Origin of the sequence: Fictibacillus nanhaiensis (assembly GCF_036213205.1) — a bacterium.
Taxonomy (GTDB): domain Bacteria; phylum Bacillota; class Bacilli; order Bacillales; family Fictibacillaceae; genus Fictibacillus; species Fictibacillus nanhaiensis_E.
On the sequence record NZ_JARMFC010000001.1, the window covers coordinates 60,748 to 80,693 of the forward strand.

20 protein-coding genes and 2 other annotated features are annotated in these 19,946 nt (G+C 39.5%); of the genes, 4 read left to right on the plus strand and 16 right to left on the minus strand.

Annotated features, from left to right (window positions below):
• Window positions 1-24 precede the first annotated feature (24 nt).
• From polX to zapA, 3 genes are all read right to left on the minus strand, one after another.
• A complete protein-coding gene (polX, locus tag P4V41_RS00275; protein ID WP_419181273.1) occupies window positions 25-1,743 on the minus strand; it encodes a DNA polymerase/3'-5' exonuclease PolX in 1,719 nt (572 codons plus the stop codon).
• A 237-nt stretch (window positions 1,744-1,980) separates the two neighbouring features.
• The gene (locus P4V41_RS00280) at window positions 1,981-2,517 is read right to left on the minus strand and encodes a CvpA family protein (protein ID WP_328082865.1); all 537 of its coding nucleotides are present in this window, start codon (window positions 2,515-2,517) and stop codon (window positions 1,981-1,983) included.
• A gap of 1 nt (window position 2,518) precedes the next feature.
• Window positions 2,519-2,782, minus strand: coding sequence for a cell division protein ZapA (gene zapA / locus P4V41_RS00285; RefSeq protein ID WP_144698705.1), 264 nt, complete (start codon window positions 2,780-2,782; stop codon window positions 2,519-2,521).
• 156 nt (window positions 2,783-2,938) lie between these two features.
• Between zapA and rnhC the strand changes: the two genes are divergently transcribed.
• Window positions 2,939-3,886 carry a ribonuclease HIII gene (gene rnhC, locus P4V41_RS00290; protein WP_328082867.1) on the plus strand — a complete coding sequence of 316 codons (948 nt, stop codon included), beginning with the start codon at window positions 2,939-2,941 and terminating at the stop codon, window positions 3,884-3,886.
• 353 nt (window positions 3,887-4,239) lie between these two features.
• Here the strand turns inward: rnhC and pheT are convergent, their stop codons facing one another.
• From pheT to P4V41_RS00305, 3 genes are all read right to left on the minus strand, one after another.
• On the minus strand, window positions 4,240-6,663 hold the full coding sequence (pheT, locus tag P4V41_RS00295) for a phenylalanine--tRNA ligase subunit beta (RefSeq protein ID WP_328082869.1): 2,424 nt from the start codon (window positions 6,661-6,663) through the stop codon (window positions 4,240-4,242).
• Between the two features lie 18 nt (window positions 6,664-6,681).
• On the minus strand, window positions 6,682-7,716 hold the full coding sequence (pheS, locus tag P4V41_RS00300; RefSeq protein ID WP_328082870.1) for a phenylalanine--tRNA ligase subunit alpha: 1,035 nt from the start codon (window positions 7,714-7,716) through the stop codon (window positions 6,682-6,684).
• 41 nt (window positions 7,717-7,757) lie between these two features.
• Window positions 7,758-7,977 (minus strand) — a binding site (T-box leader).
• 67 nt (window positions 7,978-8,044) lie between these two features.
• Entirely contained in the window at window positions 8,045-8,812 is a 768-nt protein-coding gene (locus P4V41_RS00305) for an RNA methyltransferase (RefSeq protein WP_328082871.1), read from the minus strand.
• 106 nt (window positions 8,813-8,918) lie between these two features.
• On the opposite strand from P4V41_RS00305, the gene sspI reads away from it, so the two are divergent.
• Window positions 8,919-9,125 (plus strand): small acid-soluble spore protein SspI, encoded by a 207-nt coding sequence (gene sspI / locus P4V41_RS00310; RefSeq protein WP_066396708.1) that lies wholly within the window; start codon window positions 8,919-8,921, stop codon window positions 9,123-9,125.
• Between the two features lie 49 nt (window positions 9,126-9,174).
• Here the strand turns inward: sspI and P4V41_RS00315 are convergent, their stop codons facing one another.
• Together P4V41_RS00315 and P4V41_RS00320 are read right to left on the minus strand one after the other, a co-directional pair.
• Window positions 9,175-9,669: a dUTP diphosphatase gene (locus P4V41_RS00315; protein WP_328082872.1), complete on the minus strand. Its 495-nt coding sequence runs from the start codon at window positions 9,667-9,669 to the stop codon at window positions 9,175-9,177.
• Between the two features lie 337 nt (window positions 9,670-10,006).
• On the minus strand, window positions 10,007-10,609 hold the full coding sequence (locus P4V41_RS00320; protein ID WP_328082873.1) for a TVP38/TMEM64 family protein: 603 nt from the start codon (window positions 10,607-10,609) through the stop codon (window positions 10,007-10,009).
• Window positions 10,610-10,755: 146 nt separating this feature from the next.
• On the opposite strand from P4V41_RS00320, the gene P4V41_RS00325 reads away from it, so the two are divergent.
• Both P4V41_RS00325 and P4V41_RS00330 read left to right on the plus strand, forming a co-directional pair.
• Window positions 10,756-12,096 carry a cytochrome ubiquinol oxidase subunit I gene (locus P4V41_RS00325; protein WP_328082874.1) on the plus strand — a complete coding sequence of 447 codons (1,341 nt, stop codon included), beginning with the start codon at window positions 10,756-10,758 and terminating at the stop codon, window positions 12,094-12,096.
• Between the two features lie 16 nt (window positions 12,097-12,112).
• Window positions 12,113-13,138, plus strand: a complete 1,026-nt coding sequence (locus P4V41_RS00330) for a cytochrome d ubiquinol oxidase subunit II (protein ID WP_328082875.1) — start codon at window positions 12,113-12,115, stop codon at window positions 13,136-13,138.
• A gap of 3 nt (window positions 13,139-13,141) precedes the next feature.
• Here the strand turns inward: P4V41_RS00330 and P4V41_RS00335 are convergent, their stop codons facing one another.
• The 8 genes from P4V41_RS00335 to P4V41_RS00370 all read right to left on the minus strand — a co-directional run bounded on the left by P4V41_RS00335 (window position 13,142) and on the right by P4V41_RS00370 (window position 19,824).
• A complete protein-coding gene (locus P4V41_RS00335; protein ID WP_328082876.1) occupies window positions 13,142-13,393 on the minus strand; it encodes a DUF1294 domain-containing protein in 252 nt (83 codons plus the stop codon).
• 71 nt (window positions 13,394-13,464) lie between these two features.
• Window positions 13,465-13,824, minus strand: a complete 360-nt coding sequence (rplT, locus tag P4V41_RS00340; protein ID WP_066291543.1) for a 50S ribosomal protein L20 — start codon at window positions 13,822-13,824, stop codon at window positions 13,465-13,467.
• A 38-nt stretch (window positions 13,825-13,862) separates the two neighbouring features.
• Window positions 13,863-14,066: a 50S ribosomal protein L35 gene (rpmI, locus tag P4V41_RS00345; RefSeq protein WP_328082877.1), complete on the minus strand. Its 204-nt coding sequence runs from the start codon at window positions 14,064-14,066 to the stop codon at window positions 13,863-13,865.
• 24 nt (window positions 14,067-14,090) lie between these two features.
• The gene (gene infC / locus P4V41_RS00350; RefSeq protein WP_289494894.1) at window positions 14,091-14,594 is read right to left on the minus strand and encodes a translation initiation factor IF-3; all 504 of its coding nucleotides are present in this window, start codon (window positions 14,592-14,594) and stop codon (window positions 14,091-14,093) included.
• Between the two features lie 544 nt (window positions 14,595-15,138).
• Entirely contained in the window at window positions 15,139-17,049 is a 1,911-nt protein-coding gene (thrS, locus tag P4V41_RS00355; RefSeq protein ID WP_328082880.1) for a threonine--tRNA ligase, read from the minus strand.
• Window positions 17,050-17,113: 64 nt separating this feature from the next.
• Window positions 17,114-17,343, minus strand: a binding site (T-box leader).
• A gap of 64 nt (window positions 17,344-17,407) precedes the next feature.
• Entirely contained in the window at window positions 17,408-18,277 is an 870-nt protein-coding gene (gene ytxC, locus P4V41_RS00360) for a sporulation protein YtxC (RefSeq protein WP_328082881.1), read from the minus strand.
• A gap of 104 nt (window positions 18,278-18,381) precedes the next feature.
• Window positions 18,382-19,035: an amino acid ABC transporter permease gene (locus P4V41_RS00365; protein WP_197131504.1), complete on the minus strand. Its 654-nt coding sequence runs from the start codon at window positions 19,033-19,035 to the stop codon at window positions 18,382-18,384.
• A gap of 18 nt (window positions 19,036-19,053) precedes the next feature.
• Window positions 19,054-19,824 carry a basic amino acid ABC transporter substrate-binding protein gene (locus tag P4V41_RS00370; protein WP_419181278.1) on the minus strand — a complete coding sequence of 257 codons (771 nt, stop codon included), beginning with the start codon at window positions 19,822-19,824 and terminating at the stop codon, window positions 19,054-19,056.
• Between the last annotated feature and the right edge of the window lie 122 nt (window positions 19,825-19,946).

The following is a 19,946-nucleotide window of genomic DNA, read 5'->3' on the forward strand; positions in this document are numbered from 1 at the left end:
TATTCTTCCCCCTGATCCCAGGATTTAGAGCAATCTGCGGTTTAAATAGGTTTCGAGTTCTTTTAAAGTCATTGTGTTTAACACATTGCTTTTTTGAATGTAACCTTTTCGGGCAACCGCTGCTCCAATCTCCATATGTTTCATCGTGTCTTTATAATGTGCATCTGTATTGATCGCTACCTTAACATCTAGTTCTTGAGCTTTCTTAAGCCATTCAGGTGCAAGGTCCAGGCGATTCGGATTTGCATTCAACTCAACAGCTGTACCTGTTTCATAAGCAAGTTGCAGCAGTGTTTCAACATCCACGTCATATCCTTCTCTGCGTCCGATCAAACGGCCCGTCGGGTGGGCGATCAGATTAACTTTCTTATGTGTTAACGCCGTCTTTAAACGATCCATGATTTTGCTTTGATCTTGAGAGAACGCAGAATGGATGCTTGCAATGACAAAATCCATTTCTTCTAACAATTCATCATCATAATCAAGTGTACCATCTGGGAGAATATCCATCTCGATTCCAGCGAGTATCTTAAAATCAGTATACTTTTTATTTAACTTATTGATCTCTTGCCGTTGCATACGTACTCTCTCGGGAGTTAGACCGTTCGCTACTCTTAAATATTGAGAATGATCCGTGATCGCCATATATTCATAGCCTTTGCTTCGTGCTTCCTCAGCCATTTCTTCGATCGAGAACGCCCCATCGCTCCAAGTAGAATGCAGATGAAGATCGCCTTTTATATCGGATAATTGAATAAGGTCATGACCATCCTTAAATAGCTCTATTTCTTCACCAGTCTCTCTCGCTTCAGGCGGGATCCAACTTAACGAGAAATGAGCATAGAAATCCTCTTCCGTTTCAAACGTAAGAATTTCACCTGTCTCTACATTTTCCACACCATATTCACTGATCTTTTCGCCTCTTGCCTTTGCAAGCTGACGCATTTTAACGTTATGCTCCATCGAGCCTGTAAAATGATGCAGTGTAGTAGCAAACTGTTGGGGTTGGACAATACGAAAGTCTACGGATACAGAAAACTTCTCATCTAGTACGAGGGAGACCTTAGTATCCCCGCTGGCAATCACATCAATGACTCCATCAAGTTTCAATAATTGCTCTTTTACTTCATTCGGATGTTCACTTGAAATAATAAAATCCAAGTCTTTGATCGTTTCACGGTATCGCCTTAGACTTCCTGCTCTAGAGTATTTCTCAATACTTTTCATTCTTTTTAACTGAGATTCTATTTTTTCTGCAATCGGCAACATGTATGCTATAGGAAGCCTCTCCGGTCTTTTCCCTAAATCTTTTAACGATGCTAAAATCTTCTCTTCTGTTTTAGCGCCAAACCCTGCCAATTCTCTTACCTTACCATTTTCACATGCTTCTTTTAGAGATTCAATATTCGTTACACCTAACTCGGAATAAAGTTTAGCTATTTTCTTACCTCCGAGATTTGGAACTTGTAGCAGTGTTATCAGTTCAGACGGAACTTTTTCCTGAAGTTCACCTAAAAGGTCCGACTCACCCTTATCTATCATTTCTATGATTACAGCAGCTGTACCTTTGCCGATTCCTTTCAGTTTCGACACATCACCGATCTCATCCATCGTTCGCTCATCACTCTCAAGAGCATTCGCTGCTTTACGATAAGCGGAAACTTTAAACGAGTTCTCTCCTAAGATCTCAAGGTACAAAGCAATCTGTTCAAGTGCACGTACTACCTCTTTTTTATTTACCATAATGAGCTCACCTCAACTATTCATTGTAATGCTAGTAAGTATGATAATGGCTTTTATCATTTGTGTTATTATCCCCATAGCACCATATCCTCTTGCTTCATCGACCAAAGTTGATTGTAGCGTAAGGTTGCTGACGCCTGCTCCGCGGAAAGCGAGCAGCCTAAAGCGGAAATCAACTACATTCAAGATCAACTCAGTATAAACAACAAAGAAAAAACTTCTCCGCGTTGGGAGAAGTTATGCCATATGTTTCATCCACATTTCCTTTACTGACTCAGAAAATACGGGGGTGTTTTTGACCATTCCCTGTGCGATCCATGAATTTTCATAATGAGCTTGAAAGGCTTCGATCGGAACTAGTGTTGCAATATACAATAATATAAATACGATTAAATAAACTTCTACAAAACCTAGTAAGCCACCTAGCCATCTGTTAAATGTATGAAGAATCGGTAAGTTTGCAAGAAAATCAAGCATGGATCCGAGAATCTGTAAAATAATCTTAGTGGCGAAGAACAGGATAGCAAAGGCAATCGCATTATAATAAGCTTGTTCAAGTGATATGCTGTTCATTAAAAAGGTTACTGAACTATCATTTGAAGAAGGGTATGGAATCCATAACTCTAACTTTGGAGCAAGTTCATCGTAATACAGATAAGCCACGATATAGGCTGCGATGAAACCAACCAAATGAACGAGCTGCATGATGAAGCCTCTTTTTAAACCGATTAAAAATCCACCTGCTAATACGATAATTAAAATCAAATCCAACATACTAACTTTCCTCTTTTCCAATTCGCTGTTGCAATTTTTTCAGCTCTTCTTTAATCTTTAAATATTCGTTCATTGTATTTACTGCTGTAAGTACAGCTAGTTGTTTCGTGTCGAGAAACCGGTTATGAGATTGAATCTCTCTCATTTTCAAGTCTACTTTATCAGCTACTAAATGAATGTGGCTGGAGGATTCGGTCCCTGCAATTACATATCGTTGTCCATAGATTTCGACCGTCGTACGGTTTTTCTTTTTCTCTTCCGCCACAAAATAACCTCCTTAACATACAAAGGATCATTCATTTAATGAATACTCTAATCTTTATCTTATCAAATATCGTTCATAGTTGAAAATATTTCTGTTCTATTGTAGCGTTTTTTTGATATATTTGGAAATCTCTTCATTATTAGGAGGATCATTATCATGTCTCACGTTGTTAAAAAGATGACAAATTCAGAAATACTGAAAATGAAAAAGGAACTCTCATCCGTTCTATCAGCTAAAACTCCACCTGGAGCCGTTTTTTCAGCAAAACTCTCAGATTGCACCGTTACAGCATACCAGTCAGGAAAAGTCTTGTTCCAAGGGAAGGGAGCTGAAGCTGCTTCGGAAAAATATTCTGGTGAAGTTTCCGTCCCAAAAGCGAGGAGCAAAACAAATAAGCCGCCTCATCAGTATGCTCCACCACAGAATGCAGCACAATTGTCGATGATCGGAAGTGACGAAGTTGGAACAGGAGATTATTTTGGACCGATGACTGTTGCTGCAGCATACGTTTCTAGGGAAAATCTAGAACTTGTAAAAGAACTAGGTGTGAAAGATTCTAAGCACTTAAATGACAAACAGATCATTCAGATCGCAAAAGAACTTATTCATACCGTTCCATACTCACTTCTCGTACTGAATAATGAGAAGTATAACGAACTTCAACAAAAAGGTATGACCCAAGGTAAGATTAAGGCTATTCTTCATAACCGAGCTCTGCAAAATGTAAAAGCAAAAATTGAAGGTGAAGAGATTGAGGGTATATTAGTCGATCAGTTCTGTGAACCTGGTGTGTACTTTAACTATTTAACAAGAGAAAAGAACCTCTTAAAAGAGGGGCTTTATTTTGCCACAAAAGGTGAATCGATTCATCTTTCTGTTGCTGCTGCTTCCATCTTGGCGAGATACAGCTTCTTAGCAGAAATGGATAAGCTCGGGCATCGTTTCAATACTGTAATTCCAAAAGGGGCAGGTCCACACGTGGATGTAAAGGCTGCTGAGCTTGTTGAAAAGTATGGAGAGACTGTATTTGATACCGCCACAAAGAAGCATTTTGCAAATACACAAAAAGCCTTGAAGCTGTTAAGCAAAAAACGAAGTCAGTAGGAGTAGATGGTATTAAAAGGCTGTTTCTGATTTGGGAGTGTTGATTTCCGTTCCAGGATGCTCGCTTTCCACGGGGCAGGCGGTGAGCCACATTCGTACGTTTCACTTTTAAGTGTCTCACCTGAGCCGTTTCATAGAAGTATTCTTGCTCCTGCGTCTACAAGTTAATGCTACCGCAGTTAGCTTCCTCGTCGCATGCCTTGCGAGAAGCATCTCAAGTAGTTGGCACGCACCTTCCACTCCAATCAACTGTCAAAGAAGTTAAAAATAAAAAGATTTTAAGCAACAATCTTTTAGAAAACAGCCTATTAAAAAAACCGGTTCATCCATGGATGAGCCGGTTTTTGTGTAATTTATTTTCTTAGCTGAGCGCCAAAGCGTTCTTCTAAGCTCTTTAATACGCGGTTATGTGCCGTTACTACTTCTTCATCTGTTAACGTTCGTTCTGGATCAAAATATTTAAGTGAGAATGCAAGTGATTTCTTACCTGCTTCCATCTTATCACCTTCATACAGATCAAAAAGATTTACTTCTTTTAATAATTCTCCACCTGCAGCTTGAATCACAGTTGTCAAGTCTCCTGCTGGAAGTTGTTGATCTACAACAAGAGCAATATCTCGTGTAATAGATGGATAACGCGGTAATGTTTGATAGACCATCTGATCTGTTTCCTTCTCTAAAAGACTAGTTGCGTTCAACTCGAACACATACGTATCTTTCACATCCAACTCTTTTTGAAGAGCGGGGTGAAGCTGACCTACAAATCCTACAGAAATACCATCGAGTTTCACAATCGCTGTTCTTCCTGGATGCATGTTCTCGATTTCTCCAGCTTCATACGTGATACGCTCAGAAAGATTCAATTCACTCATTAGACCTTCTAAAATACCTTTTAACACATAGAAATCAACAGTCTTTCTTTCTCCTTGCCATAGATGCTCATTAAATACACCCGTGACAGCACCAGATACGAAGACGTACTCTTCAGGAAGATCTGTTAATACTTCTTGACGATTGATGAAGACGGATCCCATCTCATAAATAGCGAGATCTTCCATCGAGCGATTTCTGTTGTATTGAAGCACTTCAAGAAGCTGTGGCAATAAACTCATTCTTAACGTACTGCGCTCTTCACTCATCGGATGTGCGACAGAGATCGGATATACCTTCTCCTGGCTGAACGAAAAATGGGTAGATTTTGCCGGAGTAGTCAATGCGTAAGTTACAGCCTGATATAACCCAGCACCTTCAAGGTACGTTCTAATATTACGTCGTTGTGCCTGATTCTTTGTTAATCCACCAGGACGCGCTTCGGATAAAAGATACGTAGTAGGAATGCGATCATATCCATAGATACGTCCTACTTCCTCGATTAAGTCTGCTTCTATCGTTATGTCTGGTCTGCGGGAAGGCACGTTTACTTCGAACTGTCCGTCAGTCTCTTTATATCCAAAACCTAAACGGTTAAAGATAGACGCAGCTTGTTCAGATGAAATCTCTGTTCCTAAAAGGTTATTCATTCTTGAAACATCCATCTTCACACTGTATGTGTTAACTTCGCGTTTACCAGCTTCAACAATTCCTTCAGCCACTTTGCCTCCAGCAAGTTCAGCCATAAGGCTAGCGGCTCTCATTGCTGCTGCATACACTCGGTTACGATCGATGCCTTTTTCATATCTCGAACTCGCTTCACTGCGTAAACCAAGGTCCTTAGAAGCTGCTCTTACACGACCTGAAGTGAAATACGCTGCTTCTAAAAGTACGTTTGTTGTGTCAGATTGGACTTCACTTGTGGCTCCGCCCATAACACCTGCTACTGCAATTGGATCTTTTCCGTTTGTGATCACTAAGTGAGTTTCTTTAAGCTTACGATTCTGATCATCAAGCGTTTGAATGTTCTCACCTTCTGTAGCACGGCGGATAACGATCTCTTTAGAACCTAATCGGTTGTAGTCAAATGCATGTAAAGGCTGACCATATTCAAGAAGTACATAGTTTGTGATATCAACAATGTTATTGATCGGACGAATGCCTGATGCCATCAGTCGATTCTGCATCCAAAGGGGAGAAGGACCAATTTTAACATCACGGATGATCATCGCTCCGTAATAAGGGTTATCTTCAAACGAGTCAATGCTTACTGAAATAAAATCTTCCGCTTTTTCTTCAGTGGTCTTAATCGTTGTGTTTGGTAGTCTCACTTCTTGCTCTAGAATTGCCGCTACTTCATTCGCTACACCGATCACATTCAGACAATCAGCTCGGTTCGGTGTAAGTCCAAGTTCCAATACATGGTCATTCAGATTTAAATATTCTAAAGCATCGCTTCCAGGCTCTGCGTCAGATGGCATCACAAAGATTCCAGTAGAATATTCTTTTGGTACTAATTTTGTATCTACACCTAGCTCTGTAAGTGAACAAATCATTCCGTGAGATTCTTCACCACGAAGTTTTGCTTTTTTGATTTTAAAGTTACCCGGAAGCACGGCACCAGGGACAGCAACAGCAACCTTTTGTCCTTCTGCTACGTTTGGTGCACCGCACACGATCTGTGAGACTTCACCTTGACCAACATCTACTTTACAAACTCTAAGCTTGTCAGCGTTAGGATGCTGAATGCATTCTTCAACATATCCAACAACTACTCCACTGATTCCTTTATTTAATGACTCGACCATCTCCACTTCAATTCCGCTTTTTGTAATCTTATCTGCGAGCTCAGATGGTGAGATTTCTACGTTTACATATTCTTTTAGCCAGTTATAAGAGATTAGCATTTAATTCCCCTCCTCAAGTTATGCATTTTTAAATTGTTTTAAAAACCGGATATCGTTCGCATAGAAATGACGAATATCATCAATTCCATATTTAAGCATCGCGATACGCTCAGGTCCCATACCAAATGCAAAACCTGTATATTTCTTCGAATCGAATCCAGCCATCTCAAGCACGTTCGGATGAACCATACCTGCTCCTAAGATCTCGATCCAACCTGTTTGCTTACAGATCGAACAGCCTTTTCCGCTACACTTAAAGCAAGAGATATCCATTTCAACCGATGGTTCTGTAAAAGGGAAGAAACTTGGACGAAGACGAATTTTTCGATCTTCACCAAACATTTTTTTAGCGAACGTTTCGAGCACACCCTTTAAGTCACTTAAACGAACATTTTGGTCAACAACTAGTCCTTCGATCTGCATGAACTGATGAGAGTGTGTAGCATCATCATTATCTCGTCTATAAACCTTACCTGGAGAAATAATTTTTACAGGTCCTTCTCCTTCATGCTTTTCCATCGTACGCGCTTGAACAGGTGACGTTTGTGTACGAAGAAGGATATCTTCTGTAATAAAGAATGAATCCTGCATATCACGTGCAGGGTGTCCCTTTGGCAAGTTCAGAGCTTCAAAATTGTAATAATCAGTTTCTACTTCTGGTCCTTCAGCGATCGTGAAGCCCATGCTTAGGAAAAGATCTTCAATTTCCGTAACAACAGCTGTTAACGGATGCGGATTTCCTTTCTTTACAGGTCTTCCTGGTAATGAAACATCGATCGTTTCGTTTGAAAGTTTTTCTGCGATCGCTGCATGCTCAAGCTCACTTTGTTTTTTATCTAATTCCTGTTGGATGCTGTCACGAACTTCATTGGCATAAGCACCAATAACAGGTCTTTCTTCAGCAGACAATTTCCCCATCCCTTTTAATACCTCAGTAATGGGACCTTTTTTTCCTAAATAAGCTACCTTAACAGCTTGCAGATCTTTTAAATCTTGAGCTTCTTTGATCTGTCCGATCGCTTCTACTTTTAGAGCTTCTAAACGGTCTTTCACCGTGCAACCCCTCCTTAAAAATATAAAAAACTCCTCATCCAATAAGGGACGAGGAGTTCGCGGTACCACCCAATTTAACAATGAAAAAACACTGTTCACTTCATTTTAATAACGGCTCTTCGCCGGTCAGCCCTACTTAACGTTCAGGTGACAACTCAGGAGTGAATTCAATAACACCTACCAAAGAAATGCTCACAGTCCAGGACATTTCCTCCCTTTTTGGCGGAATCATTATCTACTTTTCTCCATCTTCGTTTTTAATATCTATTCCATTCATCTTTTACATTATATATGAAAAAATTCTATAATTGCAACGCTATGTCACAAATTACATTCGATTTCGCTGTAATTCATACAATAGAATGCCCGTTGCAACAGAAACGTTGAGAGACTCAGCACTGCCGAAGATTGGAATCTTCACATTCAATGTTGATTTCTGTTGAAGAATCTCCTGCACACCTGCGCCTTCATTGCCCATGATTAATGCAAAACCCTCAACTTCAGGCGTTTCTCGCATATCCACAGAGTTTTGAAGGGATGTAGATAATACGGGTAGATCATGTTCTTTACACTGCTCAATCACATCTAGAAGGTTCGCTTTAACGACCGGCAGATGAAACAAAGAGCCTTGCGTTGATCGAACGGTTTTACCATTATAAAGATCCGCTGTACCTTCACCTAAAAATACGCCATCAAGGCCAGCGCTATCAGCTGTTCGAATAATCGTACCAAGATTTCCTGGGTCTTGAACGCCGTCAATTAAGAGGTAACGTCCGCCTTTTTTAATAAGCTCTTCAGATTGATCCACCATTTCACAAACGGCAATGATTCCTTGAGGTTTTTCCGTTTCGGAAAGCTGTTTCATCAATTTAGTTGGAACAGACCAGAGGGTGAATTTTTCTTTTAACCATGTTTCATTGACTTCAAAATTTTCTTCAATAATTACATGCTGAAGTTTTGCACCAGACTCGATTGCCTCTTCTATAAGATGAGGACCTTCAAGTAAGAATGTCCCTGATTTTTCTCGTTCTTTTTTTGTATGAAGTTTTTTCCATTGCTTCAAGGAAGCGTTGGATTCTGATTCAATGTGCTTCATTTTCAAGTGTTCTCCTTTTAAATCATAAATATTTTAATTTTTTCTCATAAAACATGCTCAAAACGTACACAATAAAAAAAGAAAAAATTAATAGAGGTGCATATCCATGAATCTAGACCTAAGAAAAGCTGTATTGCATAACGTTACTGGCAACAATAAAGAGCAGTTACAAGATACGATCGTAGATGCCATCGAGAGTGGAGAAGAAAAAATGCTTCCTGGTCTTGGCGTTCTTTTTGAAGTGATCTGGAAAAACTCTGATCAGCAGAAGAAGGAAGAAATTTTAAACACACTTTCAGACGGCTTGAAGTAAAACCCGGGTTCCCGGGTTTTTTTCATTAGAGCCTAAAGATGGTCTCTTATTAATAACCAGTATCTTGACGTTCATGATTCACTGCATTCTTTTTAAAATAAGCAGCTTCAATCTCTTCAAAAGTAAAGCTGAGCTTCACACCTAGTCCTAAAAATGTATCAAAAAACCTTTGAAACTCATCGTTTGCTAAGGTTCGAGAACCGTGTTGATAAAGAGTTAAAAATATAGAATTTATATCTATCTTGTCCATCTTCTCGCCAAGATCAACCTCATTCGTCACCTTAACCTCATTAAAGCCCAAATCTAAACCAATTGATAAGACAAAATGTAGCCCGTCTACATATTCTTCTAAGATTACTTCTTTTTCAGAAGCAGGACGTTTACTCCAATATTTAAAGCATCTTGTTTCATTCGCCAGTTCACCAAGCTCAACAAGAAATGCTAATTTTCTTTGTTCAAATAATGATGAGTTATCAAGATTATGTTCTTTTACTATGCGCATGTTCAATTCGTTCTGCATGGAAAAGAGTTCTTTAATTTTCATGTCTATCCCTGCCTTTCATTCCTAAGCTATTATAACGTTAACTAGTCCTACATTCGAGGGTGAATTTTTGATTGTTCTTTATACAAAGGAATTCCAGATTAAGAAAAAGCTTGTATTTAAGATGGGTGCTCTGATTTTATTACTAACTTCATTTGCAAGTTGGTTGGAATGGAAGGTGCGAGACTCCTATGGGACGAGCGGTCAGGTGGAGACTCCTAAAGGCGCAAAGCGGCAGGAGGCTCACCGTTCGCCCCATGGAAAGCGAGCAACCTGGAATGGAAATCAACTCTACAAGGGCTACATCATACGCTAAAAAAATTCTGAAAAAAAGCACACCTTATGCAGGCATGCGTTGTTTTTGCTGCTCTTCTTTCTCTTCCTCAAAAAACTCACTCCATTTGATCACCCATTCTTTCCTTCTCAATAAATAAAACAATACAGACAACACAATAATGATAGCTGCAGAGGTTACGAGCGAAAGAGAAAGCAACACCGAGCCGAACGAAGAATAAAGAATAGCAATCGGGACGTTTGATATGATACTTGCTTTTGTATACTCTTTAAAATTTGACGAAATCTCGATCAAGCATAGACTCAACAAATGAAAATGCATAAAGGGTATCATTTTTAAAATAGCAATCTGACCTACCGAGAACGGCATTCGTTTTCCAATCCACTTTTTTTGCAGTTTTTTTACTTTTTTCATCAATTTAGGCATACTCTTCATTCCCCAGTAAAACAAAACACTTGAGAGCGTAATACCTATGACTGAATAGAATGCGCCTGCAACTGCACCAAACAAGATTCCTCCTGTTAGACAGATCAGGCCGACCGGAAGAAAAAAGAACTGTCGAAACGCTTGAAGAAGAATGAACAATAAAGGGGCAAAGATTCCACTGAACTTGAGCACCTCGATGAACACACTACTATTGTCTAACACGCACTCACCCCCCTTTAAGTCAGCATATGACAGAAGACGAGCTCTGTATGACAGAATGTTCGTATGCATAAACCCCACTTCTTTTTGACACCTTAAATATAGATTGTTTGCTTACATAGTTCTTAGTTTCTTAGGAGGAGTCCATCATGGATACAGTTGTACTTGCGAGAGCGTTCTTTGGTACATCACTAGGTTTTCATATTATATTTGCAACACTTGGTGTTGGTCTTCCTTTGATGATCGTTATCGCCGAAATCATACATCAAGTGAAAGGTGACAATGATTATGCCATTATGGCTAAGCGCTGGACAAAGGCGTTTGCTGTTTTATTAGGAGTGGCTATTCCATCAGGTACGATCGTCGGCGTACAATTATCTTTATTGTGGCCAGGATTTATGGAGATTGTAGGAAAAGTTATATCTCTTCCCTTTCAGATTGAGATTTTCGCTTTCTTTTTAGAAGCCTTGTTCATGTCTATTTACGTTTATGCTGCTGACAGATTGCCAAGATATTTCCGTTTGATATCAGTATTCTTTGTAGCACTTGGAGCTGTTGCGTCGGCCATCTTAATTTCTGCAGTTAATACGTGGATGAATACTCCGGATGGATTTAAGATCAAACCAGATGGGACGATCTATGATGTCTCCCCTTGGGATGCTTTCTTCAATCCTAGCTTTCTATCCTCTTCCTTTCACGTTGCCATAACCGCTTATATGACCGGAGCTTTTGCTGTTGCTTCTGTAGCAGCTTTTAAACTTTTAAAGAAGCGACCTGAACTCGAACGAGCTTATCACTTAAAAGGGTTGTTCATGTCTCTTACTGTCGCTCTCTTGATGAGCTTTGTCTCAGCAGTTTCGGGGCATCATTCAGCCCAGATTTTGCACCAGCATTCTCCTGAAAAACTAGCAGCTGCTGAAGGTCTTTTTGAGACTCAAAGGTATGCACCACTTGCCATTGGGGGTTATACAGATCCTAAGACTGAGGAAGTAAAGTACGGAATCGAAATACCTTGGGCACTCAGCTGGCTTGCGGCTGGAAAATTCGATACAGAGGTAAAAGGATTGTACGAGTTTCCTCGAGAAACATGGCCACCTTTTTATGTTCACACGCTCTTTAATTTGATGGTAGGGATCGGAACCCTTTTATTAGGCCTCGCAGCAGTGGCTTTAGCCTACTGGTGGTTCTTCGTAAAAAGAAAAGGAAAACCATTCCCCAAATGGCTGTTGTGGTCGCTTGTTTTATCTGGTCCACTCTCTATGCTTGGCATCGAGTTCGGTTGGGTTTTCAGCTGTAGTGGTAGACAGCCATGGACCATATATAGAGTGCAAACGACGGCCGAAGCTGCGACTAAGAATGAAGATCTTGGTGTACTCTTCCTGTTATTCTTAGGCTTATATGCTTTACTCAGCGTGTTAACCGTACTGATTTTAACGGCTTATTTCAAACGAAACCCTGTTTCAAAGGATATGGAAAAACTTCAGAGTTAGAAAGGAGGAATGAAGGATGAGCGAAGAAGTTTTAGCGATTTTGATGATGTGGACCTTTATTTTTATCTATAGCATTTTCGGTTCGATCGATTTTGGAGCTGGATTCTGGGCGATGATCTACAACAACCATAAAACGATGGCAGGAAGGATTGCAAATCGTTTCTTGTCTCCCACTTGGGAAATCACAAACACGTTCTTAGTACTTTTAGTGGTTGCGTTTGTTGGCTTCTTTCCTAAAGGAGCTTATACTCTCGGAACAGTCATGCTCGTTCCTGTTTCTTTGATTCTCTTCTTGCTTGCTATCCGAAGTGCTTTTATGGTGTTCTCTTATTCTGTTCAAGGCTATCGCAGAACGATGTTTGTCATCTCAGGTATCTCTGGCCTTCTCATACCCTCCTTGCTGATTGCCGTGCTTCCTATTTCACAAGGTGGTTTCATCGCTGTTGACGGAGACACTCAGAGCCTATTGCTTTCTAAACTTTTCACAAGTCCAACACTGTATTTGTATGTGCTTTTCGGCCTTACATCTGAGTTGTATCTTTCTTCATTATTTTTAGCGGATTATGCAAGAGTTTCAAAAAAAGAGGATGCATACAGGTTATATCGTAGCAATGCGATTATGTTAGGACCACTAACCCTGCTCGCCGCGCTCTTCACGCTGTTGTTTATTACACCAGAATCGCGCTGGCTCATCGACAATCTCATGGACCAAAGAATTTGGTTTATTCTTTCTTTGATTGCGTTTTTTGTTGCATATGCTTCTCTTTGGTGGCCAAAACAAAACCGCCCAGGAATTGGACGGCCGCGTCTTACACTATTAGCAACTGTTTTACAATATGGTCTTGCAAGCGTTGGTTATGGATTAGCTCATCTGCCTTACATCGTGTATCCTGATTTAACGATCTATGAGGCGTTTACTGCACCAGAAACGTTCTACTCCTTAATGATTATGTATATCGTTGGTCTCGCCATTTTGGCACCAGGTTTCTATATTTTCTGGAGGTTGTTCCTAAAAGACAAACGATACCTTCAACAAGAATAGTTACTATATAAACCAACCCGCTAGAACCGTTATAAACATACTTAAAAGAGGCAACCCGTAGCGAAATGATGGATGTTTCGTCTTATGACGTAACTTTTTCATAGCAAGCCACATACCGGGTGCTCCACCAATAATAGCGATCATCCAAAGTCTTGCTTCAGGTGTACGCCATTCGCCCTTTTTGGCAGATAACTTGTCTCTTTTCATAACATAATAGGCGGCTACGTTTAAAATGATTAAATATATGATTAACACCTTGTTGTTTCCCTTCAGAATGAAAAAAGATCATCTCCATCAAATGAGGAAATGATCTTTTCTTTTTTTACTTAAGCTTTTAGGCTGTCTTTTGCTTTTGAAGCTAGTTCAGCGAAAGCTTTTTCGTCAGTAATAGCAATCTCAGAAAGCATCTTACGGTTGATATCGATACCCGCAAGTTTAAGACCGTGCATTAAACGGCTGTAAGAAAGACCGTTTGTACGAGCAGCAGCGTTGATACGAGTGATCCAAAGCTTACGGAAGTCACGCTTCTTTTGACGACGGTCACGGTAAGCGTACATAAGTGATTTGAATACTTGTTGTTGTGCTACTTTAAATAATTTATGTTTGGAACCGAAATAGCCTTTAGCTAGTTTAAGAACTTTTTTACGACGACGACGTGTTACATAGCCACCTTTTACTCTTGGCATATTAAAAACCTCCTATTTTTAAATCGATTAATGAACGATTAACGTTTTTTGTAAGTTAACAATGTGCGGATACGTTTGAAATCACCGCTGTGAACAAGTTTTGCTTTACGAAGCTTACGCTTAGCTTTTGTAGACTTGTTAGCAAACAAGTGACTAGTATAAGCGCGAGCACGCTTCAATTTACCTGATCCAGTTTTTCTAAAGCGCTTCGCAGCACCTTTATGAGTTTTCATTTTAGGCATAATGGTTATCCTCCCTGGTAAAAATTATTTTTCGGCTTTAGGTGCAAGGATAAGGAACATGCTACGACCTTCCATTTTCGGTTTTGTTTCAACCGTAGAAAGATCTTCACATTCTTTCGCTAACTTTTCCAATACCGTTTTTCCGATTTGAGAATGAGTGATTGCACGTCCACGGAAACGAATACTTGCTTTTACTTTGTCGCCTTTTTCAAGGAACTTACGGGCATTTCTAAGCTTTGTATTAAAGTCGTTTTCCTCAATTGTTGGACTTAAACGAATCTCTTTAGTCGTAATGACTTTTTGATTTTTTCGTGCTTCACGATCTTTACGCTGTTGCTCGTATTTAAACTTACCGTAGTCCATGATACGACACACTGGCGGTTTAGCAGTTGCAGCAACGAGAACAAGGTCAAGATTTGCGTTTGTTGCAAGGTCTAAAGCTTCCTGTCTTGTTTTAATGCCAAGCTGGCTTCCATCAGGACCGATTAAGCGAACCTCACGAGCACGAATACCTTCATTGACAGACATGTCCTTACTAATAGTAAGTCACCTCCAAATTTTTTCAGTGAGCGTTTCAAAACACTCGACTTGTTATTTCTGCAAATAAAAAAAGCGTCGGCGCAACGATCACCCACACATAGTAAACCGGCTATGTACATTTTGACATGCCTGAATATCCATCTACCCATCAACAGTCTCTAAAGACGTCGAGTCAGGTGAGAAGCGGGTGCTTCTGCTTGTTTGATGCTTTGCTTATTTTATTAACCTTACATACTATAACACATTGGAGACATCCGTGTCAAACAACGAATGTAATAACAGCAACGAAATTAATTTTACTTCGTTTACGAAAGGAATGCAAGAGTTTTTTTATTCATCTCTTACGTTTTGTTGTTTTACTGTCCATTTTAGAATATTTACTGTCTACTTTTTCAGATTTACTGTCCACTCTTGAGTATTTACTGTCCAATTCCAGTAATTTACTGTCCACATTGAGCATTTTACTGTCCACTTTTCATTTCACTATAAATAAAAGAGGGCCAATTCAGCATTGGCCACTCTCATTAAATCCTTATCTCTTTTCGTTAATCTGAGCTAAAATCTTATCTCGGAAATCTTCATAAGAAACCGTCTCTGACTTTTGCTCACCATACTTACGAACGTTTACTGCATTGTCCTCAATCTCTTTGTCACCTAAAACAAGCATGTAAGGAATCTTCTTCATCTGGGCTTCACGAATCTTATAACCCATCTTTTCATTTCTAGTATCGATTTCAACACGAACAGCATGCTTCTTCAAATCTTCTTGAAGCTTATAAGCGTACTCGTTATGAACATCTGATACAGGAATTAGTTTCACTTGAACAGGTGCTAACCAAGTTGGGAACGCTCCCGCAAAGTGCTCAACTAAGATTCCTAAGAAACGATCGATCGAACCATAGATCGCACGGTGAATAACGACTGGACGTACCTTTTGATTATTTTCATCTACATAAGTCAGGTCGAACTTTTCTGGCATCTGGAAGTCCAACTGAATCGTTGCACACTGATGACTTCTCTTAAGTGCATCTTTAATATGGAAGTCGATTTTAGGACCGTAGAACGCTCCATCTCCCTCGTTTAGGTGATAGTTCATTCCTAAATCTTCTAAAACGTTTTTCAATGCACCCTCAGCTTGTTCCCACAGGCGGTCATCACCCATAGAATCTTCTGGACGTGTAGAAAGTTCTACAGAATATTCAAAACCAAACGTGCTGTAGATTTTATCAACTAACTTAAATACGTTCTTGATTTCACTTTCGATCTGCTGTGGAGTTACAAAGATATGTGCGTCATCTTGGCAGAACGTACGAACACGAATCATACCGTTCAGTGCGCCACTATATTCATGACGATGCACTTGACCGAACTCAGCCATACGTACTGGAAGGTCTCTATATGAATGTAATTTGTTCTTAAAGATCAGCATGTGACCTGGACAGTTCATCGGTTTCATCGCAAACTTTGTATCGTCTACTTCAGAGAAATACATGTTTTCATGATAATGATCCCAGTGCCCTGATTGCTCCCATAGTCGTTGGTTCATCATAAACGGAGTACGTACTTCATCGTAATCCACTTGGCGTTGAAGTTCGCGTGAGAAATTCTCAAGCTCAGTACGGATTGTCTGACCGTTAGGAAGATAGAACGGCATTCCTGGTGCTTCTTCTGAGAACATGAATAACTCTAATTCTTTTCCTAGTTTACGGTGATCACGTTTTTGAGCTTCCTCAATAAAGTGTAGATACTCATCCAAGTCTTTTTGGCTTAAGAACGCTGAACCATAAATACGTTGAAGCATTTGGTTGTCGCTGTCTCCACGCCAGTAAGCACCTGAGATGCTCATTAATTTATAAGCTTTGATTTTCCCAGTTGAAGGAACGTGCGGCCCACGGCAAAGATCAAAGAATTCACCTTGCTCATAGATTGTGATCTTTTCACCTTCAGGAAGGTCTCGGATCAACTCAAGCTTTAAGTGATCGTTCAATTTTTCATAGATCTCAAGCGCTTCTTCACGACTAACTTCTTTACGAACAATTGGAAGGTTTTCATTTACGATCTTCTTCATTTCTTTTTCGATCAGAGGCAGATCTTCTGGTGTTAAGTTATGGGACATATCTACATCATAGTAGAACCCGTTATCGATAACTGGTCCAATTCCAAGTTTCACATCTGGGTAAAGTCGCTTAAGGGCTTGAGCTAGTAAATGGGCATTCGAATGTCTTGTCATTTCAAGACCTTCTTTAGAATCCTGCATCACGATCTCAATCGATGCATCTTCTTCGATAGGACGTGAGAAATCAAATAACTGTCCGTTTACTTTCCCTGCAACTGCTTTTTTCTTCAAACTTGGGCTGATACTCTCTGCTACTTGTTCAGAAGTAACGCCTTTAGGAAATTCCTTGACTGAACCGTCAGGGAACTTGATTGAAATTGACGACATGTAAAACATCTCCTTTTTACTTTGGGGTCTTATCTGATTGAAAACAAAAAACACCCGTCCCTATAGAAGGGACGAGTGATTATCTCGTGGTTCCACCCTTGTTCCGATAACTTTTAACAAGCCATTCGGCACTCGGACAGTGTAACGGACTGCGACCGTCAGCGATTACTAGAGATTTTCACCGCTGAAGTTCCAAGGTGGTAAAGCATTTTTCCGTGTTAGGAAGCTTTCAGCCATGACTTCCCTCTCTATGAACCGTAAAAATATGCTTCGTGTCCTTATCAATACAGATTGAATGATAAAATTATACACCTATTATATGCAGTCGTTTTTCAAAAAGCAAGAGGACTCTGTAAGTTTATGACTTTTTTTTACGATATGACCGATGATCCTTATAAGACATCCTTTCAATTGGAGTGATTGTTACCTTTTCCTGAAAGATGTTCCTCACAGTTTGAAGTAATGGATGATCGATATCATAAGCATAGATTCTAGCGGAATTTGGAGATAGTCCAACTAATGGGCCTAAGAGTCTTTCATCTAGATTCGTTACATTTGTTAGCCGGAGTGCCTTTTCATGGAACATCATTAATTCAGTATGAGTTAATTGGTTTTGATGTTCATCAAAAAGAAGAATCTGCTCTTGTTCAAAAATAATTACGATATCTGCTGAAGTAAATGTTCTTTGTTTCGTTAAGCACGTTCTTAATTGCTCCACGAACATTTGGTACTCTAGTTCTAGCTTGTATTCATCAATGGCACATTCAACAATCTTCAACAAAGTTGCTAAATACTCTTTCAGCCTGAATTTTATAAATGATTCAAACTCTAAAAAGTCTGTCTTGGCTTCTAGAATCGATTCCCATTGCCTTCGGATCACTTCATTTAAGTTTGGTAGGTGTTTAACATCCGGTATTCCTTCAATCTCACCTAGTATGATACTTTTTGTGATAGATAAGATCTCTTTTTGCTCTGCTGAATCACTGTAACAAAATGCTTGTTCAATCATTTCCTTCAAACAAATATCCTCTACTTTGTTTCGAGTAAATTCCGTTAACACATCCAATACGAATGATTTTTTCTCATGTATGTGCAGTTCAAGAATTTTTGAAGAAGCTTCAGATAATTTGGCAAAGGAAGGGTTTATTCTATGCTCAGCTGCCATTCTGATCATTCTCTTCAAAACAGCTATACCATCTGATGGGTGTGAAAAAGCAATCGCGACCAAATAAGTCCCCCCCATATAAAATCCTCAATAATACACTATATGGGACGAGGTCCTAAAACATGTTACTTACAAAAGAAAAAACAACCCTGTAGGTAGGGTTGTTTTTAATAAACAAATTTGCGCTCTATTCTTGATAAAATAAATGCCATGCCTAGCGTTAGGATTAAGTACATTAGAGCAGCTGTCATGTATGGCTCCCAAGGTCGGTAGTATTGACCCATCATCGCCCTCGCATAATACATCAATTCAGGAGTAGCAATAATGGAAACTAAGGAAGAATCCTTAATAAGTACAATAAACTCGTTGCCTAGAGGAGGAATCATTCTTCTAGATGCTTGTGGAAGAATAACATGTTTCATAGCTTGTACATGATTCATGCCCAGTGAACGCGCCGCTTCCATCTGCCCTTTATCAATCGATTGAATTCCTGCTCTAAATATTTCTGCAATATAGGCAGCAGCGTTAAGCGAAAGAGCTAGTACGCTTGAAATGAACACGTTTGGCGGCTTCATAAAGAGCGGCATAAGTGCTGAATGAATCAACAGAATCTGAACGAGCAATGGAGTACCTCGGAAAAAACTGATATACCACATGCACGGAAGATGAATAAAAGGATTCTTTACCATTTTGCCGAGCCCAATAAATAGTCCTAATAGCGTACCAAATAGAATCGCTAAAAATGATAACTGTACCGTCACCCATGTTCCTTTTAAAAACAAAGGCATGTAATCACTGATAATCTGTAAAGAATATTCCATGTAGACCTCCTGAGAATGTTATTGTTTCAGCACATCTACATTTGGTTCTTCACCAAACCATTTTTTATAGATTTCAGCATATTTCCCATCATCGATGACTTTTTTCATCGCTTTGTTGATCTCTTCTTGATGTTCACCGTCTTTAGGGAAGATGATTCCGTAAAATTCGCTATCGAAATTTTCTTTATCGCTGATTGTTACTAGTTTTTTATCTGGATTGTTCTTTTCATATTCTTGCACTACGGCGTTATCTGCTACAACTGCTTCTACTTCACCGTTTAAAAGTGCTTGTATCGCTAATACATTGTTTTCATACTTCTTTATGTTTTCACTCTTACCAAACATTTTTTCTAGTGCCTCTTGACCAGTCGTTCCGTTCTGCACACTAACCTTCATTCCCTCTAAGTCCTTTGCACTCTTAATCGACGTTCCTTCTTTCGCTAAGATCATGTTAATCGATTCAAAGTATGGTGAGGAAAAATCATAACTTTTCTTACGTTCGTCATTAATCGTAATAGCCGAAATCCCTGCATCAACTTCTTCATTCTGAAGAGCGATAAATAAAGGATCCCATCCTTTATTAGTTAATTCATAATCAAGCCCTGCTTCTTTCATAACTGCATCAAGCAGATCTACATCAAATCCTACAATTTTTTCACCGTCTAAGGATTCAAAGGGGGCATATGCCGCATCCGTACCAACCGTCAGCTTATCTCCAGAACCCGAAGAGCAAGCTACAAGAAACGCAGCAGATAAACCTATTAGTCCCATTTTCATTTTTCTTTTCATTTCCATTCCTATATTTCCCCCTTTATTCTAAATATTCTTATATTATACACAAAATTTTAAATATAAGGAAAATTAAGATAATTATTTTTAATACAAAAGTCATAGCTGAGTCTTTTTCACTC